Origin of the sequence: Methanobrevibacter sp. (genome assembly GCA_022775905.1) — an archaeon.
In the GTDB taxonomy this organism is placed as follows: Archaea; Methanobacteriota; Methanobacteria; order Methanobacteriales; family Methanobacteriaceae; genus Methanocatella.
The window spans coordinates 57,058-75,844 of record JALFJX010000009.1 but is presented as its reverse complement, the minus strand read 5'-3'; the positions used below and the strand labels follow the sequence as shown (position 1 = coordinate 75,844).

General features: G+C 31.5%; 22 protein-coding genes. 16 read left to right on the top strand and 6 right to left on the bottom strand.

All coding sequences use genetic code 11. The annotated features are described in order from the left end of the window. Positions 1 to 47: 47 nt before the first annotated feature. Positions 48 to 266: a hypothetical protein gene (locus MR875_02450; GenBank protein ID MCI6993709.1), complete on the bottom strand. Its 219-nt coding sequence runs from the start codon at positions 264 to 266 to the stop codon at positions 48 to 50. Positions 267 to 411: 145 nt separating this feature from the next. Between MR875_02450 and MR875_02445 the strand changes: the two genes are divergently transcribed. From MR875_02445 to MR875_02425, 5 genes are all read left to right on the top strand, one after another. Beyond that, positions 412 to 1,410, top strand: a complete 999-nt coding sequence (locus MR875_02445) for a tRNA-dihydrouridine synthase (GenBank protein ID MCI6993708.1) — start codon at positions 412 to 414, stop codon at positions 1,408 to 1,410. 64 nt (positions 1,411 to 1,474) lie between these two features. Beyond that, the gene (locus MR875_02440) at positions 1,475 to 2,473 is read left to right on the top strand and encodes a M48 family metallopeptidase (protein MCI6993707.1); all 999 of its coding nucleotides are present in this window, start codon (positions 1,475 to 1,477) and stop codon (positions 2,471 to 2,473) included. 161 nt (positions 2,474 to 2,634) lie between these two features. After that, positions 2,635 to 2,997, top strand: a complete 363-nt coding sequence (locus MR875_02435) for a DUF1565 domain-containing protein (GenBank protein ID MCI6993706.1) — start codon at positions 2,635 to 2,637, stop codon at positions 2,995 to 2,997. Continuing rightward, positions 2,972 to 4,750: a hypothetical protein gene (locus MR875_02430; GenBank protein ID MCI6993705.1), complete on the top strand. Its 1,779-nt coding sequence runs from the start codon at positions 2,972 to 2,974 to the stop codon at positions 4,748 to 4,750. The genes MR875_02435 and MR875_02430 overlap by 26 nt, the downstream gene beginning before the upstream one ends. A gap of 242 nt (positions 4,751 to 4,992) precedes the next feature. After that, on the top strand, positions 4,993 to 5,604 hold the full coding sequence (locus tag MR875_02425) for a VWA domain-containing protein (GenBank protein ID MCI6993704.1): 612 nt from the start codon (positions 4,993 to 4,995) through the stop codon (positions 5,602 to 5,604). Here MR875_02425 and queC read toward each other — a convergent pair. Beyond that, the gene (gene queC / locus MR875_02420; protein MCI6993703.1) at positions 5,601 to 6,278 is read right to left on the bottom strand and encodes a 7-cyano-7-deazaguanine synthase QueC; all 678 of its coding nucleotides are present in this window, start codon (positions 6,276 to 6,278) and stop codon (positions 5,601 to 5,603) included. The genes MR875_02425 and queC overlap by 4 nt on opposite strands. Then, positions 6,275 to 7,444, bottom strand: coding sequence for a nickel pincer cofactor biosynthesis protein LarC (gene larC, locus MR875_02415; protein MCI6993702.1), 1,170 nt, complete (start codon positions 7,442 to 7,444; stop codon positions 6,275 to 6,277). Before larC ends, queC begins: the two co-directional genes overlap by 4 nt. A gap of 74 nt (positions 7,445 to 7,518) precedes the next feature. On the opposite strand from larC, the gene MR875_02410 reads away from it, so the two are divergent. The 5 genes from MR875_02410 (at position 7,519) to MR875_02390 (ending at position 11,173) form a co-directional block, all read left to right on the top strand. Then, complete coding sequence (locus tag MR875_02410; protein MCI6993701.1) at positions 7,519 to 8,589, top strand: phosphatidylglycerophosphatase; 1,071 nt, start codon at positions 7,519 to 7,521, stop codon at positions 8,587 to 8,589. An 18-nt stretch (positions 8,590 to 8,607) separates the two neighbouring features. Beyond that, complete coding sequence (locus MR875_02405) at positions 8,608 to 8,769, top strand: hypothetical protein (protein ID MCI6993700.1); 162 nt, start codon at positions 8,608 to 8,610, stop codon at positions 8,767 to 8,769. A gap of 93 nt (positions 8,770 to 8,862) precedes the next feature. Continuing rightward, complete coding sequence (locus tag MR875_02400; GenBank protein MCI6993699.1) at positions 8,863 to 9,471, top strand: CPBP family intramembrane metalloprotease; 609 nt, start codon at positions 8,863 to 8,865, stop codon at positions 9,469 to 9,471. Between the two features lie 138 nt (positions 9,472 to 9,609). Continuing rightward, positions 9,610 to 10,392, top strand: a complete 783-nt coding sequence (gene cobS, locus MR875_02395) for an adenosylcobinamide-GDP ribazoletransferase (protein ID MCI6993698.1) — start codon at positions 9,610 to 9,612, stop codon at positions 10,390 to 10,392. Positions 10,393 to 10,630: 238 nt separating this feature from the next. Beyond that, complete coding sequence (locus tag MR875_02390; GenBank protein MCI6993697.1) at positions 10,631 to 11,173, top strand: tRNA (cytidine(56)-2'-O)-methyltransferase; 543 nt, start codon at positions 10,631 to 10,633, stop codon at positions 11,171 to 11,173. Here MR875_02390 and MR875_02385 read toward each other — a convergent pair. Continuing rightward, positions 11,170 to 12,264 (bottom strand): DUF763 domain-containing protein, encoded by a 1,095-nt coding sequence (locus MR875_02385; GenBank protein ID MCI6993696.1) that lies wholly within the window; start codon positions 12,262 to 12,264, stop codon positions 11,170 to 11,172. The two genes, MR875_02390 and MR875_02385, sit on opposite strands and share 4 nt — an antisense overlap. A gap of 196 nt (positions 12,265 to 12,460) precedes the next feature. Between MR875_02385 and MR875_02380 the strand changes: the two genes are divergently transcribed. Next, positions 12,461 to 13,195, top strand: coding sequence for a peptidylprolyl isomerase (locus MR875_02380; protein ID MCI6993695.1), 735 nt, complete (start codon positions 12,461 to 12,463; stop codon positions 13,193 to 13,195). 30 nt (positions 13,196 to 13,225) lie between these two features. Here the strand turns inward: MR875_02380 and MR875_02375 are convergent, their stop codons facing one another. Continuing rightward, positions 13,226 to 13,717, bottom strand: a complete 492-nt coding sequence (locus MR875_02375; GenBank protein ID MCI6993694.1) for a fumarate hydratase C-terminal domain-containing protein — start codon at positions 13,715 to 13,717, stop codon at positions 13,226 to 13,228. Positions 13,718 to 13,859: 142 nt separating this feature from the next. On the opposite strand from MR875_02375, the gene MR875_02370 reads away from it, so the two are divergent. Genes MR875_02370 through sucC form a run of 5 tightly spaced genes read left to right on the top strand, consistent with a single transcriptional unit; the run spans position 13,860 to position 17,803 of the window. Then, the gene (locus MR875_02370; GenBank protein ID MCI6993693.1) at positions 13,860 to 14,132 is read left to right on the top strand and encodes a 4Fe-4S binding protein; all 273 of its coding nucleotides are present in this window, start codon (positions 13,860 to 13,862) and stop codon (positions 14,130 to 14,132) included. Between the two features lie 2 nt (positions 14,133 to 14,134). Continuing rightward, on the top strand, positions 14,135 to 15,253 hold the full coding sequence (locus tag MR875_02365) for a 2-oxoacid:acceptor oxidoreductase subunit alpha (GenBank protein ID MCI6993692.1): 1,119 nt from the start codon (positions 14,135 to 14,137) through the stop codon (positions 15,251 to 15,253). A 1-nt stretch (position 15,254) separates the two neighbouring features. Continuing rightward, positions 15,255 to 16,118, top strand: a complete 864-nt coding sequence (locus MR875_02360) for a 2-oxoacid:ferredoxin oxidoreductase subunit beta (GenBank protein MCI6993691.1) — start codon at positions 15,255 to 15,257, stop codon at positions 16,116 to 16,118. A 9-nt stretch (positions 16,119 to 16,127) separates the two neighbouring features. Continuing rightward, positions 16,128 to 16,676: a 2-oxoacid:ferredoxin oxidoreductase subunit gamma gene (locus MR875_02355; protein MCI6993690.1), complete on the top strand. Its 549-nt coding sequence runs from the start codon at positions 16,128 to 16,130 to the stop codon at positions 16,674 to 16,676. Between the two features lie 8 nt (positions 16,677 to 16,684). Further along, positions 16,685 to 17,803 (top strand): ADP-forming succinate--CoA ligase subunit beta, encoded by a 1,119-nt coding sequence (sucC, locus tag MR875_02350; protein ID MCI6993689.1) that lies wholly within the window; start codon positions 16,685 to 16,687, stop codon positions 17,801 to 17,803. A 52-nt stretch (positions 17,804 to 17,855) separates the two neighbouring features. Here the strand turns inward: sucC and twy1 are convergent, their stop codons facing one another. Then, a complete protein-coding gene (twy1, locus tag MR875_02345) occupies positions 17,856 to 18,773 on the bottom strand; it encodes a 4-demethylwyosine synthase TYW1 (protein MCI6993688.1) in 918 nt (305 codons plus the stop codon). Positions 18,774 to 18,787: the final 14 nt, after the last annotated feature.

The following is an 18,787-nucleotide window of genomic DNA, read 5'->3' as shown; positions in this document are numbered from 1 at the left end:
AAAAATAGTATAAGTCTATAAAATGTTATAGACTCAAAATGTGTTTTTTATTTTACCATGTTATATGCATCATAAGCAGTGTAAATGTTGTAAATAATGCTTATGTATGAAATAGGATTGCCCATACCTAAAAGCATAATCAAAATTGCGCTTATGATAATAGCAATTACGAAGTATATTGCACCTTTTTTAATGTCACCAGCTAAAGCTTGACCTAAACCTGGAATGATGAATGATGCAATTGCTGCAACTATTTGACTAACCATTTTAGTTTTCATCCTTTTGATTTTATTATATGTCATTTCTAGTTTACTTTGTTAATAAATGTTTATACAAATATATATTCTTCCCTAAATTATATTAATGAGTTTTTTAAATAACTATTATAATATTTTAATAAGCGGTGATATTATGAAAGATATTTTTGATGAAGTTCAATTTGGAAACTTAAAACTTAACAGCCGTATCGTTAGAACAGGAACTTGGGAGACTGAGACTGCCGAAGGAGGATTTCTAACACCTGACATTTATGACAGATATGAAAAAATTGCAAGTAGTGGTACTGGACTTATTGTATCTGAAATATTTGCACTTGATCACAAAGACAGATTTTTCCCTTACTCAACAAATATGAATTACAGAGGTTTTATTAAAGATTATCAAATGGTTACAGATATTGTTCACAAATATGAAGTTCCAATTTTGGGTCAATTGGCATTCTTTTACTATGATGATGGTGAAAATCAGAAAGTTGAAGCTAATGACATTTCAGAACAGGGTATTAGAAAATTGCAGGCAGAAGTAATCATGGCTGCTAAAAAATTCTCATTTGCTGGTTTTGATGGAATTCAAATTAACATGGGAAACAATTTTTATCTTGCAAGGTTCATGAATCCTTATTTCAATCAAAGAGATGATAAATATGGTGGAAACACTGAAAATCGTGTAAGGATATGTTCTGAAATAATTAAAGTTATTAAAAAGACTATGGATATTCATGTGAGCTGCAGAATCAATCCATGGGATGCTAGAAAAGATGGAATGACTGCTGAAGAAAGCATAGCTATTGCAAAAGAACTTGAAAAAGTAGGTGCTGACAGTATTCAACTTACTGCACGTACAATCTCACAGGTTTATGACAAAGGTGAGAAACATCCTTTCTTGGTTTATGTTGAAAAGTTAATTGATGCAGTTGACATTCCTGTTGTTTTGGGAGGATCTCTTAGAGATATGAAAACAATCAATGATGTTTTAAACAGCTCAACTGTTGAATATATTTCAATGTCAAAACCGTTTGTTGCTCAAGCAGACTTTTTAGCTGACTGGAAAGCAAATGGTGAGGGAGTAGCAATTTGTCAAAGCTGTAATAATTGTTATTCTAAAAAAACTAGTACTTGTTTCAAATATTAAACAAGTATTTTATTCTTTTTTTTAAACACAACTTAAATATCATATCATCTATAAAATACTAATTATGGCAAAAGATGATAGGAGTGAAATAAATCCATTCACTGGCAGAAAACATTATGATACATTAAATGATGATAAATTTATCCAAGAATCTTACAATGAGTATTATAGTATGCTTAATCAGGCACGGATTTTGGACAATACTCAAAATGGACAAATTGTTATAAATGTTGCAGTAGGTTTGATTAATGCTGTTAACAATTACTTGTCTAAAATTGGTAGACTTGATTATGTTGAAGATTATTATGACTGGGAAGTTCATTTGGTTGAGGATATTACTGTAAATGCATTTTGCATGCCTGGTGGTAAAATTGTATTGTTCTCGGGAATTCTTTCAGTTGCAAATACTGAAGAAAAAGTTGCTTTTATTTTAGGCCATGAAATGGCACATGCACTTCTTGACCATGCAAGGACTAGAATTAGCGCTCAAAATACACAAAATGCAATTGCAGGTGCTGCATGGATTGGCAGTATTGCAATGGATCTTGTTGGTTTGGGGGAACTTGGAAGTCTTACAAGAGCAGCTACAAATGTTGCAAGTATTGGATCTCAATTTTTCCTGATGAATCCGTGGGGAAGAGATCAGGAACTTGAAGCTGACAGATTGGGTATGATGATTATTCATTGGGCAGGATATGATGTGTCTCACATTCCATCATTTTGGGCAGATATGTCAAGACAAAATTCTAACGAACATGATTTCTTTTCAACACATCCTGCTGATTCAAAAAGAATTGCTACTATGCAGCAATTGATTTGTGAAATTGAAAATGAGGATGATTTTTACTCAAAACCGGTCATTGGTGAAATTAATTCATCTAATGGTAAACATGATAACTCTGCTGGTTGTTTTTGTACTGAATGTGGTGCTCCAGTTGATGTGGGTGATAAATTCTGTACTTCTTGTGGGACTAAACTTGGAGTGGAATTAAAATGCCCTAAATGTGGTTCATCAATTGGAAGTAATGATGCATTTTGTATGAATTGTGGATATAAACTTTAATCTGTTTTCTTGTATTATTTTTTTTATTTTATTTTTAGTAATACTAATATATATTATAATATGAAAAAAGTATTACTTAATTATAGAAAATTATTAATAATATAATTTCATAATTATAAAATTGGTGTATAAAAATATGCACAAAAAATTAGGAGAATAAAATGAGGTTTGAAAATATATTGTCATTATTGATGGTTATGTTGGTATTGTTTGTTTCAATATCTGCAATTAGTGCACAAGATACAAATGATACATTAGCTATTGATAATGTTCTTGATGATGAATTATTTGAAGGTGATTTAAGTTATTATGTGTCTAATGATGGATCAGATGACAATGATGGTAGTTTAAATTCTCCATATAAGACAATAGGGAAAGCAACTGAAAAATCAGATTCAAATAAAACAACTAATATTTACTTAGGTGATGGAGTTTACCAACAGGAAGGAAATGTGAATTTAACAGTAAATGGAAATGTTAATTTAATAGGTTCTTCTAGTGAAAAAACAATATTACGGTTCTAATGCAAACTGGTTAATAAATATGAATGGTGGAAAATTAACCATTAAAGATGTGACAATTACTAACTTCTTCAAATCAATTAACCAAAGTGGAACTAAAGCGGGAATCATTACAAGTAATTCCAAAATAGATTTGAATGCTGTGGTTTTATCAAATAATGTAATTCAAACATCCTTGGGTGTTGGTGAGGAAAAATCAACTATTTATACTGGTGTTGTATTCAGTACTGGTGAAATAAATATTGAAAATGTAACTGCATTCAACAATAAAATTAATAATACTTTAGGAAATACCTTAGCTGATTTAAGAAAATTGGCTGATTGGGGATGTGTAATTGGGTCATTCAATGCAACAAGAATTAGTAATTCCAATTTTTACAATAACTCTGGAAGTAGGTCTTCTGTTGTTTATGCACATACTTTAACAACTTTAGATGTTTTAAATTCTAGATTTGAAAATAATACTGCATCATACTGTGGTGGAGTATTTTTGGTCTATTTAAACACTACTACTCACATTTCTAACTCAATTTTTATAAAAAATGATGGGACTAATGCTGGTGGAATTATCTATCAACAAAGATATTCAAACATGTATGTTGACAATTGTACATTTGATGATAATTATGCAAACACTGGTGGATCATTATATGCACATCACTATAGTAATCTTACTGCTACAAACAGTTCTTTTTCAAACGGACGTGCAAGAACTGGTTCTGCAATAATTGGTGCGGACTTTGTATTTTTAACAATTAATAATTGTAAATTTGAAAATAACACTGCAAGTGAAGGGGCAGTGATGGGTGATGAAGGTTGTCAAATTGATATTAATGACTGTGTTTTTAATAATAATGTCACAACATTTGGTGCAGCAGTATTTGGGGATATGATTAATAATATCACTATTAAAAATTCTGTCTTGACAAATAATAGTGCAACTTATGGTGGAGCAATATTTGGAACTTTTGAATCCAATATTAAAATCATTAATGATACTTTCATTGGAAATAATGCAGTAAATGGGTCTGTTGTATTCTTGGATAATACTGGAAAACTTGATGAAGAACCTGAAACTCCGGCGTATGCTGGTTTAACAAGTTCCATTTACTCAAAAGATAATGTTTTTGTAAATAATACTTCTGAAGATAACTTATTGCTTGTAAATTATGAAATTGAAAATCAACATAACTTATCAGAAACTAAAATTATGGTATCTAATGTGGTAACTACAGTAAATAAAAAGAATACACTTATTTTTACTTTAATGGATGTTAATGGAAATGTGTTATCTAATAAGGAAATTGCTATTATTTTAAATGGTGCAATATATAAAAGAACAACTGATGAAAATGGTTGTGTATCATTAAATGCAGTATTTTCAAAAGATGGAAGTTATAATTGTGTTGTCTGTTTTGTAGGTGATGATAATTATAAATCTTCATTTGCAATATCTAAAATTACTGTTAAAAAACTGACTTCTAAAATTACTGCAAAAAAAGCTACTTTCAAAGCAAAAACTAAAACTAAAAAAGTTACCATAACTTTGACTGCATCCAATAAAGCAATTAAAAAAGTTAAAGTGACTATAAAAGTTAGAGGTAAAACTTATAGTGCAATTACAAATTCTAAAGGTAAAGCTACATTTAAAATTACCAAATTAACTAAAAAAGGTAAATATTCAGCATTAATTAAGTTTGCAGGTAATAAATCTTACAAATCATCTAGTAAAAAAATATTAATAACTGTAAAATAGAAGGGTCAATGAACTCTTCTAATCTTTTCTTTTTTCTTGATGTTCAACTCTTTTTCAGGGTATGTTTTGATTTTTAATTAAATTCTATTGTGATTTTAATATTAATTTTATAATTATGTGTATAACTTATGTAATAGATATGTTTATATATTTCTTAATTCATACATTATCTTGTGTATAAATTACTAATAAATTATAGTTAATTTATTTATATAAAAGTTTTTTTTACTGGATGTGAAAAAATGAATGATGTATTTAAGAACCAAAACCTTGATATTGTATTTGTAATTGACAGAAGTGGATCAATGCATGGGTCTGAACTAGACACAATAGGTGGATTTAATTCATTCATTGAAAAAGAAAGGAAAAAAGGATTCCTAACTAATGTAACCACTATTCTGTTTGATGATAAATATGAAATGCTGTACAAAAGAAAAGATATCAATGAAGTTGAAGAGTTAACTTCTGATGTATATTATGTAAGAGGAATGACTGCTCTTTTGGATGCAATCGGAAAATCAATTGTCATTCTTGACAAAGAGATTGACAACAAAGTATTATTTGTCATAATGACTGATGGATATGAGAATGCCTCTGTTGAATTCTCAAAATCTCAAATTAAAAACATGATTGAAAGTCATAATTGGGAATTTATATTTATGGGAGCAGATATTGACTCATATGGTGAAGCTGCAAGTATTGGTATTAGAAAATCTCATGTAGCCAATTATGAAAAATCTAAAGCTGGATTTAATGATGCATTTGTTTCTATGGAAAGGGTTGTTGAGTTTTCAAGGGCAGATATTGCTTTAGATTGTGAAGATTGGAAGGAAAATTTAAGAAAGTATGATTAATTTTCATACTCACTTTTATCTTTTAAGCCTAATGCTTCAAATGCTCTTTTCCTTCTCATACAACTTTCACAAACACCACATTGTTTTTCTCTACCTTTATAACAGGAATAACTTAATTCCATTGGAGCACCACATTCAACTCCAAGTTCAACAATTTCCTCTTTATTTAAGTTAATCAATGGTGCTTCAATTCTAATTTTTTCAGGGGAACCCTCTTCAATTAATTCATTGAATTTTTCCATATACTCTTTGGAATTATCTGGGAATGTTGCACCTTCTTCACCATTCCAACCAACAATTATTGTATCTGCTCCAATGCTTTCTGCATATGACAATGCAATTGATGTAAAAACGGTGTTTCTTGCAGGAACCCAAACACTGCTTGCAGTTTCATTACTTTTTTCCAAATCATCTAAATCTTCAGCAGATGGTTCTGGAACTTCTTCGTCAGTATTTAAGCTGGAATTGCTTATATTCGCAAGCCATGGAAGATCGATTACTTCGTGGGTCCAGTTCATCTTATTACATATTGCTTTTGATGCTTTTACTTCTCTTTCTAATGCTTTTTGTCCGTAATTGAAGGTTATTGCATGAATTTCGTGGTCTTTGCTGATAATACTTGTTGCAACGGTACAGTCAAGACCTCCTGACATGACGGATATTGCTTTTTTCATCTAATCATCTCGCTCACTTTTCTAAGTGGGAGTCCACTATCTTCAGCTATCTTTTTCAAATCTTCATATTCTGGTCTTTTGGATATGATTTCGCCGTTTAAATATCCAATTTTGAATGTTACTTCATAATCTTTATCATTTATGTTAAATGTCTTTTTTATGAATTCTCTTTTGGAAATTCCTCTGTGCATATTTGGTGCTATTCTAATACCTAAACTTCCAGTTTCTTTAAATATGGTCTCAATAACCTGTTCTCTGTTTTCTTTTCTGGAAATCACTTTAAGCAAGTTTCCAGGTCTGTTTTTCTTCATGATTATTGGGGTAATAGAAACGTCTCTTGCACCGGAATCCAAGAGTTTATTGAATAGATATCCTATTTCTTCACCTGTTAAATGATCCATATTTGTTTCAATGACTTCTATTTTGTCACTTTCAGTAATGTCGGAACTTTCTATAATTCTTAAAACATTTGGATGGTCAAAATCTTTTTTACCAGCACCATATCCTGTTTTTTTAGCTTTAGTTAATGGAATGAATTCTTTTATTTCATCACAGATTTCCATATATATTGCTGCTCCTGTTGGTGTTGCAAGTTCACTGGCTACTGGTCCACCAATCATTTTTCCATCTTTAAGGATTTCCACAACTGCTGGTGAAGGAACGGGTATGATTCCATGTGCAGTTTTAACTCTTCCACCCCCTACAGCTATTGGAAGGCCAATTATCTTTTGTTTGTCAAAATTTAAACTGTAATATGCATAAATTGAACCTATCACATCAGCAACTGCATCGCTTGCACCAACTTCATGAAAATGTGTTGTTTCTAAAGTTTTTCCATGAACTTTGCTTTCTGCAATAGCTATCCTTTCAAATACTTTGATTGAAGTTTCCTTAACTTTTTCATCAATGTCTAATTGTTTAATCTTTTCAATGGATTTTTGATAATTAATTGGATGCTTGTTTTCAAGCATTTTAACATGACAATAAGTAGATGCAATGCCTTTTTTGTTTATTTTTTCAAAAGTAACTTCTACTTTTCCAAATCCTTCAGCAGATTTTTCCATAATTTCTTTTAATTTATCTGCATCCGCTCCTAAGTCTACAAATGCGCCAATTAGCATGTTTCCAGCAATTCCACTTCCCTGTGGGTCAATAATAATTGTCATAATGATAAGTCCTTTTGATGTTGTTAATATAGATTTAAATTAAATAATTAATATAGATTATCATAGGTTATAACATGAATTTTAGTATCATAGAAAAAGATTATGGGATTTGTATAAATAATCCAAATCATTTCTTGGCATTCAGTGATTTTACAGTAAGTGATGGAATTGATATTGTTGAAAATGTTAATGTTGTAAAAGCTAAAAATAAATTTAATGCTACTGCAAAAAGGGCAGAAGCATTTAATCAATCTCAAGGTTCTTATATTGCACAGGCGGTTGATTCCATTGATTATTTTCAGAATACATATGGTGATTTGACTATTTTTACATTTATGGCAAATGATGTTGTAATTGAAGATTTTACTGAACATTTAAAGGTAGCGAACTCACCAAAAGGTTTTGCTGATGCGAGAATCAATTTAAGTCACATAATTTATATTGATAAGAAAATCTCTCCAAAAGATTTGCTTAAAATATTTAAAATAGTGACTAATATAAAGGCAAAAGTTTTAGCAAGTATGCGTTTACCTGTACATATTCAAAATATTATCAATACTGATGATTTTCTTGCGGTGTTATCTAATGTTAATGTATCTGAAAGTGAAGATTTTGATATTAATAATGAAGAATATGATCAAATTGATTGGGATGATTTGAAAATAAGAATTGAAGATGCAGTCGAAATAAGTTTGGAGGATGCATTTGAACACATGAGATTGACATTCGGAATCCTTGATTACTTTGTATCTGAAGGAATTTTAATTGGAGATTTGGTGGATGCAGGTATGGAACTTGCTGATGTTGAAGTGACTTCTGAACTTAAGGATAAAATGGAAGTTCAAATTTTAAAGTCATTAAGTGATATTGATGTTATAACTTTGATTGTTGCTGCAATGAGGACTGAACAAGACTTGGCAGAAAACAGAGTAAGAGAAATTGGAATAAATAATGCTGTTGGTATGTTTTCCGATGAAGTGTTAGGTCTAGCTATTGCAAATCATATTGCAGGAACAAAAGCAATATTTAATTTCAGAAGATATGTTGAGGCAAAACCTGGAATAATCTATGGATTGCCTCCTGTACTCAATGATATTTTTGCAGGCCTTATTGCAGGGTGTATGTCTAAAATATTTGAGGAATAATCTTATGGAGGATTTAATATGATTATTGATAAAATTAAGAATGATTTTCCTGAGTATGTTACTTTTGCAAGGACATTTGAAAATTATAAATGGTATAAACCGTTACTTGTATTCGTAGTTGGTTTAATTGTATTTTTCATATTCTTTGTTGTTGTTACTTTAGGATTTTCTATGATTTAGGGGATACAAATTACAGGAGATATTATGAGTGGGGGATATAGTATTTTAAATACTGATGCATGATCTTATTTCTCTTATGCATCTCTTGCTATTTTGATTCCTTCACTGTATATTGCTTCCAGAATTATTCGTGATAGACCGTTTTCATATTATTCTTCTTCTCGTGGAGGTTGGAATTGGAAGATTTATCTTAAATGTTTAGTTATTCCATTGGCAATAAATTTGATTTATTATATTGGTTATCCGTTGATTAATGGGTGTGTAGGTCCGAATAGACTTACAATACCATTTTTTATCATTTGCTTAATTTTAGTTCCACTCCAATGTATTGCTGAAGAATATTTGTTTCGTGGATTCATAATGCAAACTTTGGGATCTTGGATTAAGATACCTGTTGTTGCATTGATAATTCAGGCAGTACTTTTCACAGGTGGGCATATGTATAGTATGGGAATGATTGGAATATTATATGATGGTATCGTTTTAGGATTTTTGGCTATGTACACTAAAGGTTTGGAAGCAGGTTCTGCTCTGCACACTGTAAATAATTTATTGCTATGCTATTTTGTGGCTTTAGGACTTGGTACATCATCATTAATTACAATTTGGGATTTTATACCTGGAATTTTAGTTCCATTAATTTATGTTATGTTGGAAATAAACACGGATGGTTTGATGAAAAAACAAATGAATGTAGTCTGATTTAGATTATGTAGCTATTTTTTCATCTACTTTTTTTTATTTTTATGATGTTAATTAAAAAGAGTAATATATTACATTAAATATATTATACTTTACAAAACATTTTTTTATGAGAAATTATCAATTGGAGAATGTATTATGGAAGATGATAGTTATTTTGAAGATGAAGAATTTTCCCCAATAAGATCTCTTTTGGGTCTTTTGACATTTTCAACAATCTTACCAATAAATGTGTACACTTCAATTGAGTATATGACTAAATTAACTTGGTGCTGGCCATTTTTGCATATTTTTGTTGGAATTTTAGCTGCAATCTGTGGATATGTTTCTTTGGAGTTTTTACATTTAAATGCATTTTTCACAGCGGCTATTGTCTATGCATTCTTGATGTTGATTACAGGTTATAATCATTTAGATGGTGTAATGGATATGTCTGATGGTGTGATGGTTCATGGAGATCCTGAACGCAAAATCAGTGTAATGAAAGACTCATCTGTAGGTGCAGGTGGTGTTGCATCTTTATTTTTAGTTGCAAGTCTAACTGTTGCAGGTTTATATAATATATTGGATTATAATTTCATTTTTGGCATTATTGTCTGTGAAATGGCGGCTAAAACATCTCTAGTGACTACTGCACTTTTATCTAAGCCTTTAGTTCCAGGTATTGGTAGTTATTTTATTAAAGAGACTAATGGTACTAATTATTTGGTTTCAACAGTCCTTGTAACTTGCATTGCATTTTTACTTGGTAATTTGGTTGGGGTTGTTGGAGTTATTGGTGCTATTGTTGGAGGCATTATCATTGCGACTATTGCAAAACGTAATTTTGTTTTGGCCAATGGTGATGTTCTTGGGATGAGTAATGAAGTTGGACGTTTGTTTGTTTTATTATTTATGGCAGTTGCTTTATATTTTATTTAATTTAATTTAACATATTTAAATCAATATTTAGATTGAATAAGCGATTAATTTATTAATTTGGTGTTTCATAATACTTTTTGATGAGTTATCACTTGTATGGTTCACCTCCATTTTTCAATAATATCTAATCAGTACATTTTTCTCACATTGCGTCTAAAAGTGGTAACTTCATCATTTTCAAGCAAATTATTATATATTTTTAAAATGAAATATTATATTATTATTTTTATTAGATGATATTATGAATGTTAATGTTTTAAGATTAGATCACAGATTAAAAAGAGATACTCGTATCACTACTCACGTTTGTTTAACTGCTCGTGCATTTGGGGCAAGTAAAATCTACCTTGCTGGTGAAAGGGACACCAAATTAATGGAAAATGTAAGGGATACTGCTTCAAGATTCGGAGGTAACTTTGAAATTGAGTATGCTGAAGGTTATATGGGTGTAATTAACAAATGGAAGGCTGATGAGGGAAAAGTTGTCCATCTCACAATGTATGGTTCACAGGCTCATGAAGTAGCACCTGAAGTAAGAGAAGATGGTTCTGACATTTTAATTGTTGTTGGTGGTTCTAAAGTTCCTGGAAGTGTTTATAAAGCTGCTGATTGGAATGTGTCTGTTACAACTCAGCCTCATTCTGAAGTATCTTCACTTGCTGTGTTTCAACATTTGTTGATGGATGGTAAAGAGTTTGATTTGGAATTTGAAAATCCAGTATTGGAAGTTATTCCAACAGCCCATGGAAAAAACGTTAATATTCACAATGAAAATCGTTAAGAGATGAAATCATCCAGTCTTTTAATGGCTTTTAATTTTTCATCTTTTTTTATACGTGCCTGGTCAAGCGCATCTCTTATTGTTTGAATGGAATTGTCATAGACTTCCTGGTCAACAGGATATGGGAATCCGTCTTTTCCACCATGTGTGAAACTGTATTTTACAGGATCTTTCCAACTTGCAGGTTCACCGTAAACCAAATCAGATATCAAAGCTAATGCTCTTATTTTTTTAGGTCCAATTCCTTGAAGCAGGATTAATTCTTCATAGTTTTCAGGCTGTATCTCATATGCTTTTGTTAAAACTTCAAATTCTTTATCTGATATGTCCATATCTAAAACGGGATGGTGTTGGGGCATTGAAAAATCTTCTAAAAGCATTTGATTATTTTTTCTTTTAAAATATTGTCTTAAATGGTCTGGATTGTCATTGATTAAGTCAACACTTATTTTTTGAGCTTCTGTACTGTCTTTTGAAGACATGTTTAATGTATTTGGTGTTTTTTTATCGCATGATATTCCACTATGGGGATCATTTAATAATTCTTCTACTTCAGAGCCTAGCCAATGATATCTTCTAGCATATTTGTTGGAAATGTTTAATCCTTGTTGGACAACGGCCCAGTCTCCTTTTTCAGTAACAAAGAAATTGTGCTGGTATAATGTGTAACCGTCTTGAATGCATGAATTGTCAATTTTAGCAGACAACTTGCTGGTTTCAACTAACTTTTCGGTTGTTTTAGTTTTTAGATTAAATATTTCTCCAGCATGTTCAATTCCTTGTGGTGTTTTTCTGGATTTTGCACCTTTCCCTCCACTTAGATATATTCCATGTTCTTCTGGTGAAAGTGATGCCTTCAATGCACCTAATGTGGTTGTGGTTGTTCCTGAAGAGTGCCAGTCAAAGCCTAAAACACAAGAAAATGCCTGGAACCAGTATGGATTTGATATTCTATTTAAGAACTCTGATAAGCTATATTCTTCAATGATAATTGATGCAAGTGCTCCTGATAAATCAACCATTCTGGAAAATAACCATTTTGGAGGATGGCCTCCATGGAGTGGTAAGTTAACTGCTCCTCTTCTTTGCATGACTAATATTATATGATTAATTAGTATTATGTTTTTAGAAAGAGCATTTGGAAAGTATTTTTTTTTATTTTTTAATAAAATCTTATTTTTTTACATTTATATACAAAACTTTAATATATAATGGTTACTAAAATTATTAATGTTATATTTATTAACAAGATTATTTTAATCAAAATTATTAAGGAGCGTATTTACTATGGCTGTAGATAACGGAGATTTTGTAAGAGTAAATTTTACAGGTAAAGTTAAAGAAACTGATGAAGTATTTGATACTACTTATGATGAAATTGCACAAGAAGCTGGACTTTTTGATGAAAACAAAACTTATAAACCAATTCCTATTGTTGTAGGTGGAAACCACTTATTACCTGCTATTGAAGAAGCAATCATTGGATTAGAAGAAGGAGAAACCAAACATGTTGAAGTAGATGCTGACAACGCATTTGGTCCTAGAGACCCTAAAATGGTTCAATTAATTCCTATGAAAGAATTCAAAAGACAAGGTATGACTCCTTTCCCAGGTATGAAACTCCAATTTGAAGGTACAACCGGAAAAGTTTTAACCGTAAACGGTGGAAGAGTAAAAGTTGACTTAAACCACGAATTAGCAGGAAAAGATTTAATCTATGATGTTGAAGTAACTGAAATCATTGCTGATGAAGAAGACAAAATCAAAAGTATGATTGAATTACATTACGCAAGCCCTAATGTGGATATTGACAAAACTGAAATTGACATCGTTGATGGTGTTGCAAACATCAAATTAGATGAAATGGCTAAATTCGATCAAAAATCCTACATGGATGTTACTTTCGCAAGATTCAGAATCGCTAAAGACATCTGGGATAACGTTGAAGGAATTACCAAAGTTAATTTCGTCGATGAATTCGAGAAAAAAGAAGAATCTGAAGACGATGCTGAAGAAGAATAGTTCTATTCTTCTCAATTTACTTTTTTTTAATTAAATTTTCAATCCATTATTGATTGCTACAATTCCAGGAATTTTTTCTACTTTTAGTTCAAACATAGCTTCCATTCCTTCGTTTTCAAATAAAACACACTTTTTTTCTAGAACTTTGCTTGTAAGTAATGCAGCAACTGGAGGAGTTATTACAAAAATAGAGTTATTTTTATCCAGTTCTTTGATTGTTTCTTCATTCAACATTCCTTTTCCAATGTGGATTTTAACTCCATTTTCACTTAAAGTAGGGATTGTAGATTCAATTTCCACTTTGCTGCTTGTTGTTGGAGCAATTCCTGCATCACTGAATGCAGTATGCATTATTACAATTCCGTTTAAATCGAATGGAACTTTATTTTTTTTAATTAACTCAACTAATTGCGGAAGTGCAGCATCACGACCAGTATATATGGTTCCGGAAATTGTAATTTGATCTCCTATATGGAGATTTGATAAATCATCATCAGTAATTGGTGTAGTTAAATATTTCATATTTATTAATTGTATTATTTTTTTAATAAGTTTTTATTTTTTCAATTTATCACGATTTTACATAAGATATTTAAATGTTTATTAACAAAGATATAAAACATTCTAAATTAATTTATTATAGAATTATTAGGAGATTCAAAAATTGATTATTATTGATGAAAATTTGTGTAAAGGATGTCATCTCTGTTTATTCATGTGTCATGCAAATGTATATGCAATCTCTTCAGAGGTCAATAAAAAAGGTGTACAGTTGCCTTTCGTTAAATTTGAAGAAAGATGTAACAAATGTGGTACTTGTGAAGTAGCATGTCCTGACCAAGCGATTACAGTAGATTTGCCTGAAAACTGGTGGATGAAAGATGACAATAATGTTAACTTTAATCCTAGATTCACAAAAGGAAAAAGTGGGTGTTAAAAATGGCTGAAGAATTTTTTGTTCAAGGAAATGAAGCATGTGCTAAAGGTGCATTGGCTGCAGGTTGTAGGTTCTTTGCAGGGTATCCAATTACTCCATCTACAGAAATTGCAGAAACTTTATCCCGTGAATTACCAAAAGTAGGGGGTTCATTTGTTCAAATGGAAGATGAAATTGCTTCTGCTGGAGCTATTATTGGTGCTTCCTGGGGTGGAGCTAAAGCAATGACTGCAACTTCAGGTCCTGGTATATCATTAATGCAAGAAAATATCGGTTATGCATTCATGACAGAAACACCTATTGTATTTGTTAATGTTCAAAGAGGTTCACCATCTACAGCTCAACCGACTATGGCTGCACAAGCTGATATGATGCAAGCTCGTTGGGGATCACATGGGGATTACGAACCTATTGCATTATCTCCTTCAAGCGTTCAAGAATTCTTTGATTTCACAATCAAAGCATTTAACTTAGCTGAAGAATACAGAGTTCCTGTATTTGTAATGGCTGATGAAGTTATTGGTCATATGAGAGAAAAAATCACTGTTCCTGATGATATTGAAACCGTTGCTAGAAAAAGACCTGAGAAAAGTGATGATTATTTACCATTTGAACATGTTGAAAATGGAACAACTCCAATGCCGGCATTTGGTGATGGATTTAATATACACGTAACTGGTCTTACTCACGATGAAAGAGGTTATCCTGATACAAATACTCCTGAAACCCATGAAAATCTTATTAAAAGAATTTGTAATAAAATTTTAATGAACAGGGATAAAATCTGTTCTGTAAAAAGTGAAAACTGTGAAGATGCTGATGTTGTCATTGTTTCATACGGTGCTCCTGTAAGATCTGTTATTGAAGCAGTTAAAAAAACAGATAAAAAAGTTGGTTATATTAAAATCGATACTCCATGGCCATTCCCAGATGAGCAAATCAAAGAATTGACTGCAAATGCAAAAGATGTTCTTGTTGTGGAAATGAACTTGGGACAAATGTATTATGAAGTCGATCGTGTAATTAAAGATAAAAATGTTTATTTACTTGGTAAAATCGGAGGATTATTACCAACTCCTGATGAAATATTAGATGAAATTGATAAAATAGGAGGAAACTAAAATGTCTGAAGGAAAACAAAATAGATTTCTTCCGTACTTAAGAGAAGACAGATTACCACACATTTTCTGTCCAGGTTGTGGGAATGGTGCAATTATAAATGCATTCCTTGTAGCTATGGAAAAAGCAGATATGGACTTTGATAATATTGCAATGGTTTCTGGAATTGGATGTTCTTCAAGGATTCCAGGATACTTAAAATGTGATTCTTTACACACTACACACGGAAGAGCATTAAGTTTTGCAACAGGTTTAAAAACAGCTAACAAAGATTTGGATGTTGTTGTATTTACTGGTGATGGTGATGCAGCTTCTATCGGGGGTAATCATTTAATTCATGCAGCTAGAAGAAATATTAATTTAACTGTAATTTGTATCAATAATAATATTTATGGTATGACTGGTGGTCAAATCAGCCCTACATCTCCTAAAGGCAGTTTTGGAACAACTGCACCATATGGTAATCAAGACACTCCATTTAAATTAGCAGAACTCGTTGCAGCTGCAGGTGCTACATATTCTGCAAGATGGACTACTGTCCAAATGGAAAATTTAGTAACTTCCATTAAACAAGGTTTACAAAACCCTGGATTTTCATTTATTGAAGTTGCAACCCAATGTCCAACTTATTTTGGCCGTAAGAATAAACTTAAAACTCCTACTGCAATGGCAGCTGTCATGAAAGCAAATACTGTATTCAAATCTGCTGCAGATAGAATGAGATCAAAAGAGTTAGAAGGAAAAATTGTTGTTGGTGAATTTGCTAATACTCAAAGAAACGAATTTACTGAGAATATTGAGAAATTAAGTGTAGAAAAATCAGGTAATAAAACTGTTATCAATTCTGCATATGAAACAGAGTTATAGGTGGATAATATGAGAACTGAAATTAGAATTTGTGGTTTCGGAGGTCAAGGAATTATCCTTGCAGGTATTATCTTAGGTAAATCTGCAAGTCTCTTTGATAATAAAGAAGCTGTTCAAACTCAATCTTATGGTCCTGAAGCTCGTGGTGGAGCTTCAAAATGTGAAGTTGTAATTAGTGATGACACAGTTGATTATCCTAAAGTTCAAAGTCCGGATATTTTAGTTGCAATGTCCAATGAAGCATTAATCAAATATATTGTGGATTTAAAAGACAATGGAACTTTGATTGTTGATCCAGGTACAACTGATATAGAAGATGTTAAAGAATTTATTGAAGAACATAATATTAAAGTTTATGAAGCTCCTGCTACTAAAACAGCTACTGATGAGATAGGACTTAAAATTGTAGCAAATATTGTTATGGTTGGGGCTATTACAAAAATTACTGGAGTTATATCCAAAGAATCTGCTATGAAAGCAATTGAAGATAGTGTTCCTAAAGGAACTGAAAAGAAAAATATTGGTGCTTTTGAAGCAGGATATGCTCTTGCAGAATAGGTGTTATAATGAAATTTTTTGAAAATATTGCAAAACAAATTTTCCATAATGCAGGAATCCCAATTTTAGAAGGCCATGTTGCTTACTCTCCAGAAGAAGCTATGGAGCTTTCCTCTGAAATGGGTGTTCCAGTTGTTATCAAAGCACAAGTTTTAACCGGTGGAAGAGGTAAAGCTGGTGGTGTTAAATTTGCTAACAACCCTGGTGAAGCTTTTAAAGTTGCTAATGAAATTTTAGGAATGCAAATTAAAGGTGAAACTGTAAAACATTTATTAGTTGAAGAAAAAGCTGAAATCTTAAATGAGTTTTTCGTAACTGTTTCTGTAGACAGAGGTGCTAGAAGACCAGTTATTATTGCAAGTAAAGAAGGTGGGGTTGAAATTGAAAACTTAGCTAAAACAAACCCTGAAAAACTTATTAAATACTATCCAAATCCTTTAATTGAATTTTTACCTTATGAAGCACGTGAAATTGCACGTAAAATGGATGTTCCTTCTGAATTAATCTCTCCATTAGGTTCTGTAATTTGGAAATTATATAATGTATTTACAAAATACGATTGTGATACTGCTGAAATCAACCCATTAATTACCACTCCTGATGGAATTATTGCTGCTGATGCTAAATTGGTCGTTGAAAACGATTCTTTATTCAGACACCAAGATTTGGTTAAACGATTACATTATAAGAAAAAAACTGTTGATTTTGTTCAATTAGATGGTGATATCGCTGTTATTGGTAATGGTGCAGGTTTAACCTTGACTGCTATGGATATGATTAAACTTAATGGTGGGGAACCGGCAACTTTCTTGGATATTGGTGGTGGGGCTTCAGAACAAATCATTAACCAAGCTTTAAACATTGTATTGAACTATGAACCGGTTAAAGTTGTATTCTTAAATGTTTTAGGTGGTATTACCAAAGCAGATGATGTTGCTCGTGGTGTAATTAAAGCTTTAGAACAAGTTGAACGCAAAGTACCAATTGTAATCAGATTGACTGGTACAAATGAAGAAGAAGGTCAAAGACTTTTAGAGGAAGCTGGAATTCCATATGAAACTTCAATGGAAAAAGCAGCTAAAAAAGCAGTTGATCTTTGCAATGAATTAAAACAAGAAGGAAAATAATTTTCATTTCTTTTAAAATTTAAATAAAAAAAGTGAATTTGAAATGTGTAAACTATTCTAGTAATACTACGCGGCTGATTTCAGATTCATTTACTAATTCTTTACCACATGCTTCGCCTATTTTTCTAGCAAATTCTTTAACTTCATCAAATGTTGGCATGTTGTCTAAAGTCAAGCGGTCACGTGATGAACCAACGCACATATATGCTTTTACTTCTACATAATCTGGGTCTGCTTTTTTAATCAGTTCAGCATATTTTTCAGGTTGTTCCATGTTTCTTCCCTTAACACAAGTATTTCTTATACATGTACGTGAGTTAAAACTGGATAATGTTTCAAGTGATTCATTTAAATTGTCCCAAGCATTGTTTATTCTTGGTCTACATACGTCATTAAATATTTTCTCATTAGGTGCATCCAAGGAAAGATATAGTTGGTATGGATCGTTTTCTAGATTTCTTAATCTGTCTACACATTGACCGTTACTTACTACAAATGTTGTAAAATCTCTACGGTTGAATTCACCAATCAGTTCATCAATTTTAGGATAAAGTGTAGGTTCTCCTGCAAGTGATATTGCAGCATTTGTTGGATGTTTCATTTCTTCCAGTTTCTTTTTATTTGCTTTGTCATTTCCATAATAACCGCATAACAAATTATTTTGAGCTTCAATAGCACTGTCAATTATTGTTTTTGGGTCATCATATTCATTATCTTCCCATTTAGTTTGGGTGTATGTTAGATCCCTCCAGCAGAATTCACATTCTTGCTGGCAATTTGGAACTGCAGGAGATATCTGAAGGCATCTGTGGGATTTTATTCCATAGAATTTCTCTTTATAACAAACTCCTTTGTCGACTATGCTGTGACGAGTCCAATGGCAGGTTTTAACGGCAGCATGTCCGTGTTCACCTACAAATCTATATCCGCTTTTTTCTAATTTTGCAATTTGGGTTTCATTAAATGACATATTATCTTTATGTT

Bases quoted from the DNA above. Each gene is read 5' to 3' on its own strand.
- MR875_02450 (MCI6993709.1), bottom strand. From the start codon at position 266: ATGGTTAGTCAAATAGTTGCAGCAATTGCATCATTCATCATTCCAGGT.
- MR875_02445 (MCI6993708.1), top strand. From the start codon at position 412: ATGAAAGATATTTTTGATGAAGTTCAATTTGGAAACTTAAAACTTAAC.
- MR875_02440 (MCI6993707.1), top strand. From the start codon at position 1,475: ATGGCAAAAGATGATAGGAGTGAAATAAATCCATTCACTGGCAGAAAA.
- MR875_02435 (MCI6993706.1), top strand. From the start codon at position 2,635: ATGAGGTTTGAAAATATATTGTCATTATTGATGGTTATGTTGGTATTG.
- MR875_02425 (MCI6993704.1), top strand. From the start codon at position 4,993: ATGAATGATGTATTTAAGAACCAAAACCTTGATATTGTATTTGTAATT.
- queC (MCI6993703.1), bottom strand. From the start codon at position 6,278: ATGAAAAAAGCAATATCCGTCATGTCAGGAGGTCTTGACTGTACCGTT.
- larC (MCI6993702.1), bottom strand. From the start codon at position 7,444: ATGACAATTATTATTGACCCACAGGGAAGTGGAATTGCTGGAAACATG.
- MR875_02410 (MCI6993701.1), top strand. From the start codon at position 7,519: ATGAATTTTAGTATCATAGAAAAAGATTATGGGATTTGTATAAATAAT.
- MR875_02405 (MCI6993700.1), top strand. From the start codon at position 8,608: ATGATTATTGATAAAATTAAGAATGATTTTCCTGAGTATGTTACTTTT.
- cobS (MCI6993698.1), top strand. From the start codon at position 9,610: ATGGAAGATGATAGTTATTTTGAAGATGAAGAATTTTCCCCAATAAGA.
- MR875_02385 (MCI6993696.1), bottom strand. From the start codon at position 12,264: ATGCAAAGAAGAGGAGCAGTTAACTTACCACTCCATGGAGGCCATCCT.
- MR875_02380 (MCI6993695.1), top strand. From the start codon at position 12,461: ATGGCTGTAGATAACGGAGATTTTGTAAGAGTAAATTTTACAGGTAAA.
- MR875_02375 (MCI6993694.1), bottom strand. From the start codon at position 13,717: ATGAAATATTTAACTACACCAATTACTGATGATGATTTATCAAATCTC.
- MR875_02365 (MCI6993692.1), top strand. From the start codon at position 14,135: ATGGCTGAAGAATTTTTTGTTCAAGGAAATGAAGCATGTGCTAAAGGT.
- MR875_02360 (MCI6993691.1), top strand. From the start codon at position 15,255: ATGTCTGAAGGAAAACAAAATAGATTTCTTCCGTACTTAAGAGAAGAC.
- MR875_02355 (MCI6993690.1), top strand. From the start codon at position 16,128: ATGAGAACTGAAATTAGAATTTGTGGTTTCGGAGGTCAAGGAATTATC.
- sucC (MCI6993689.1), top strand. From the start codon at position 16,685: ATGAAATTTTTTGAAAATATTGCAAAACAAATTTTCCATAATGCAGGA.
- twy1 (MCI6993688.1), bottom strand. From the start codon at position 18,773: ATGTCATTTAATGAAACCCAAATTGCAAAATTAGAAAAAAGCGGATAT.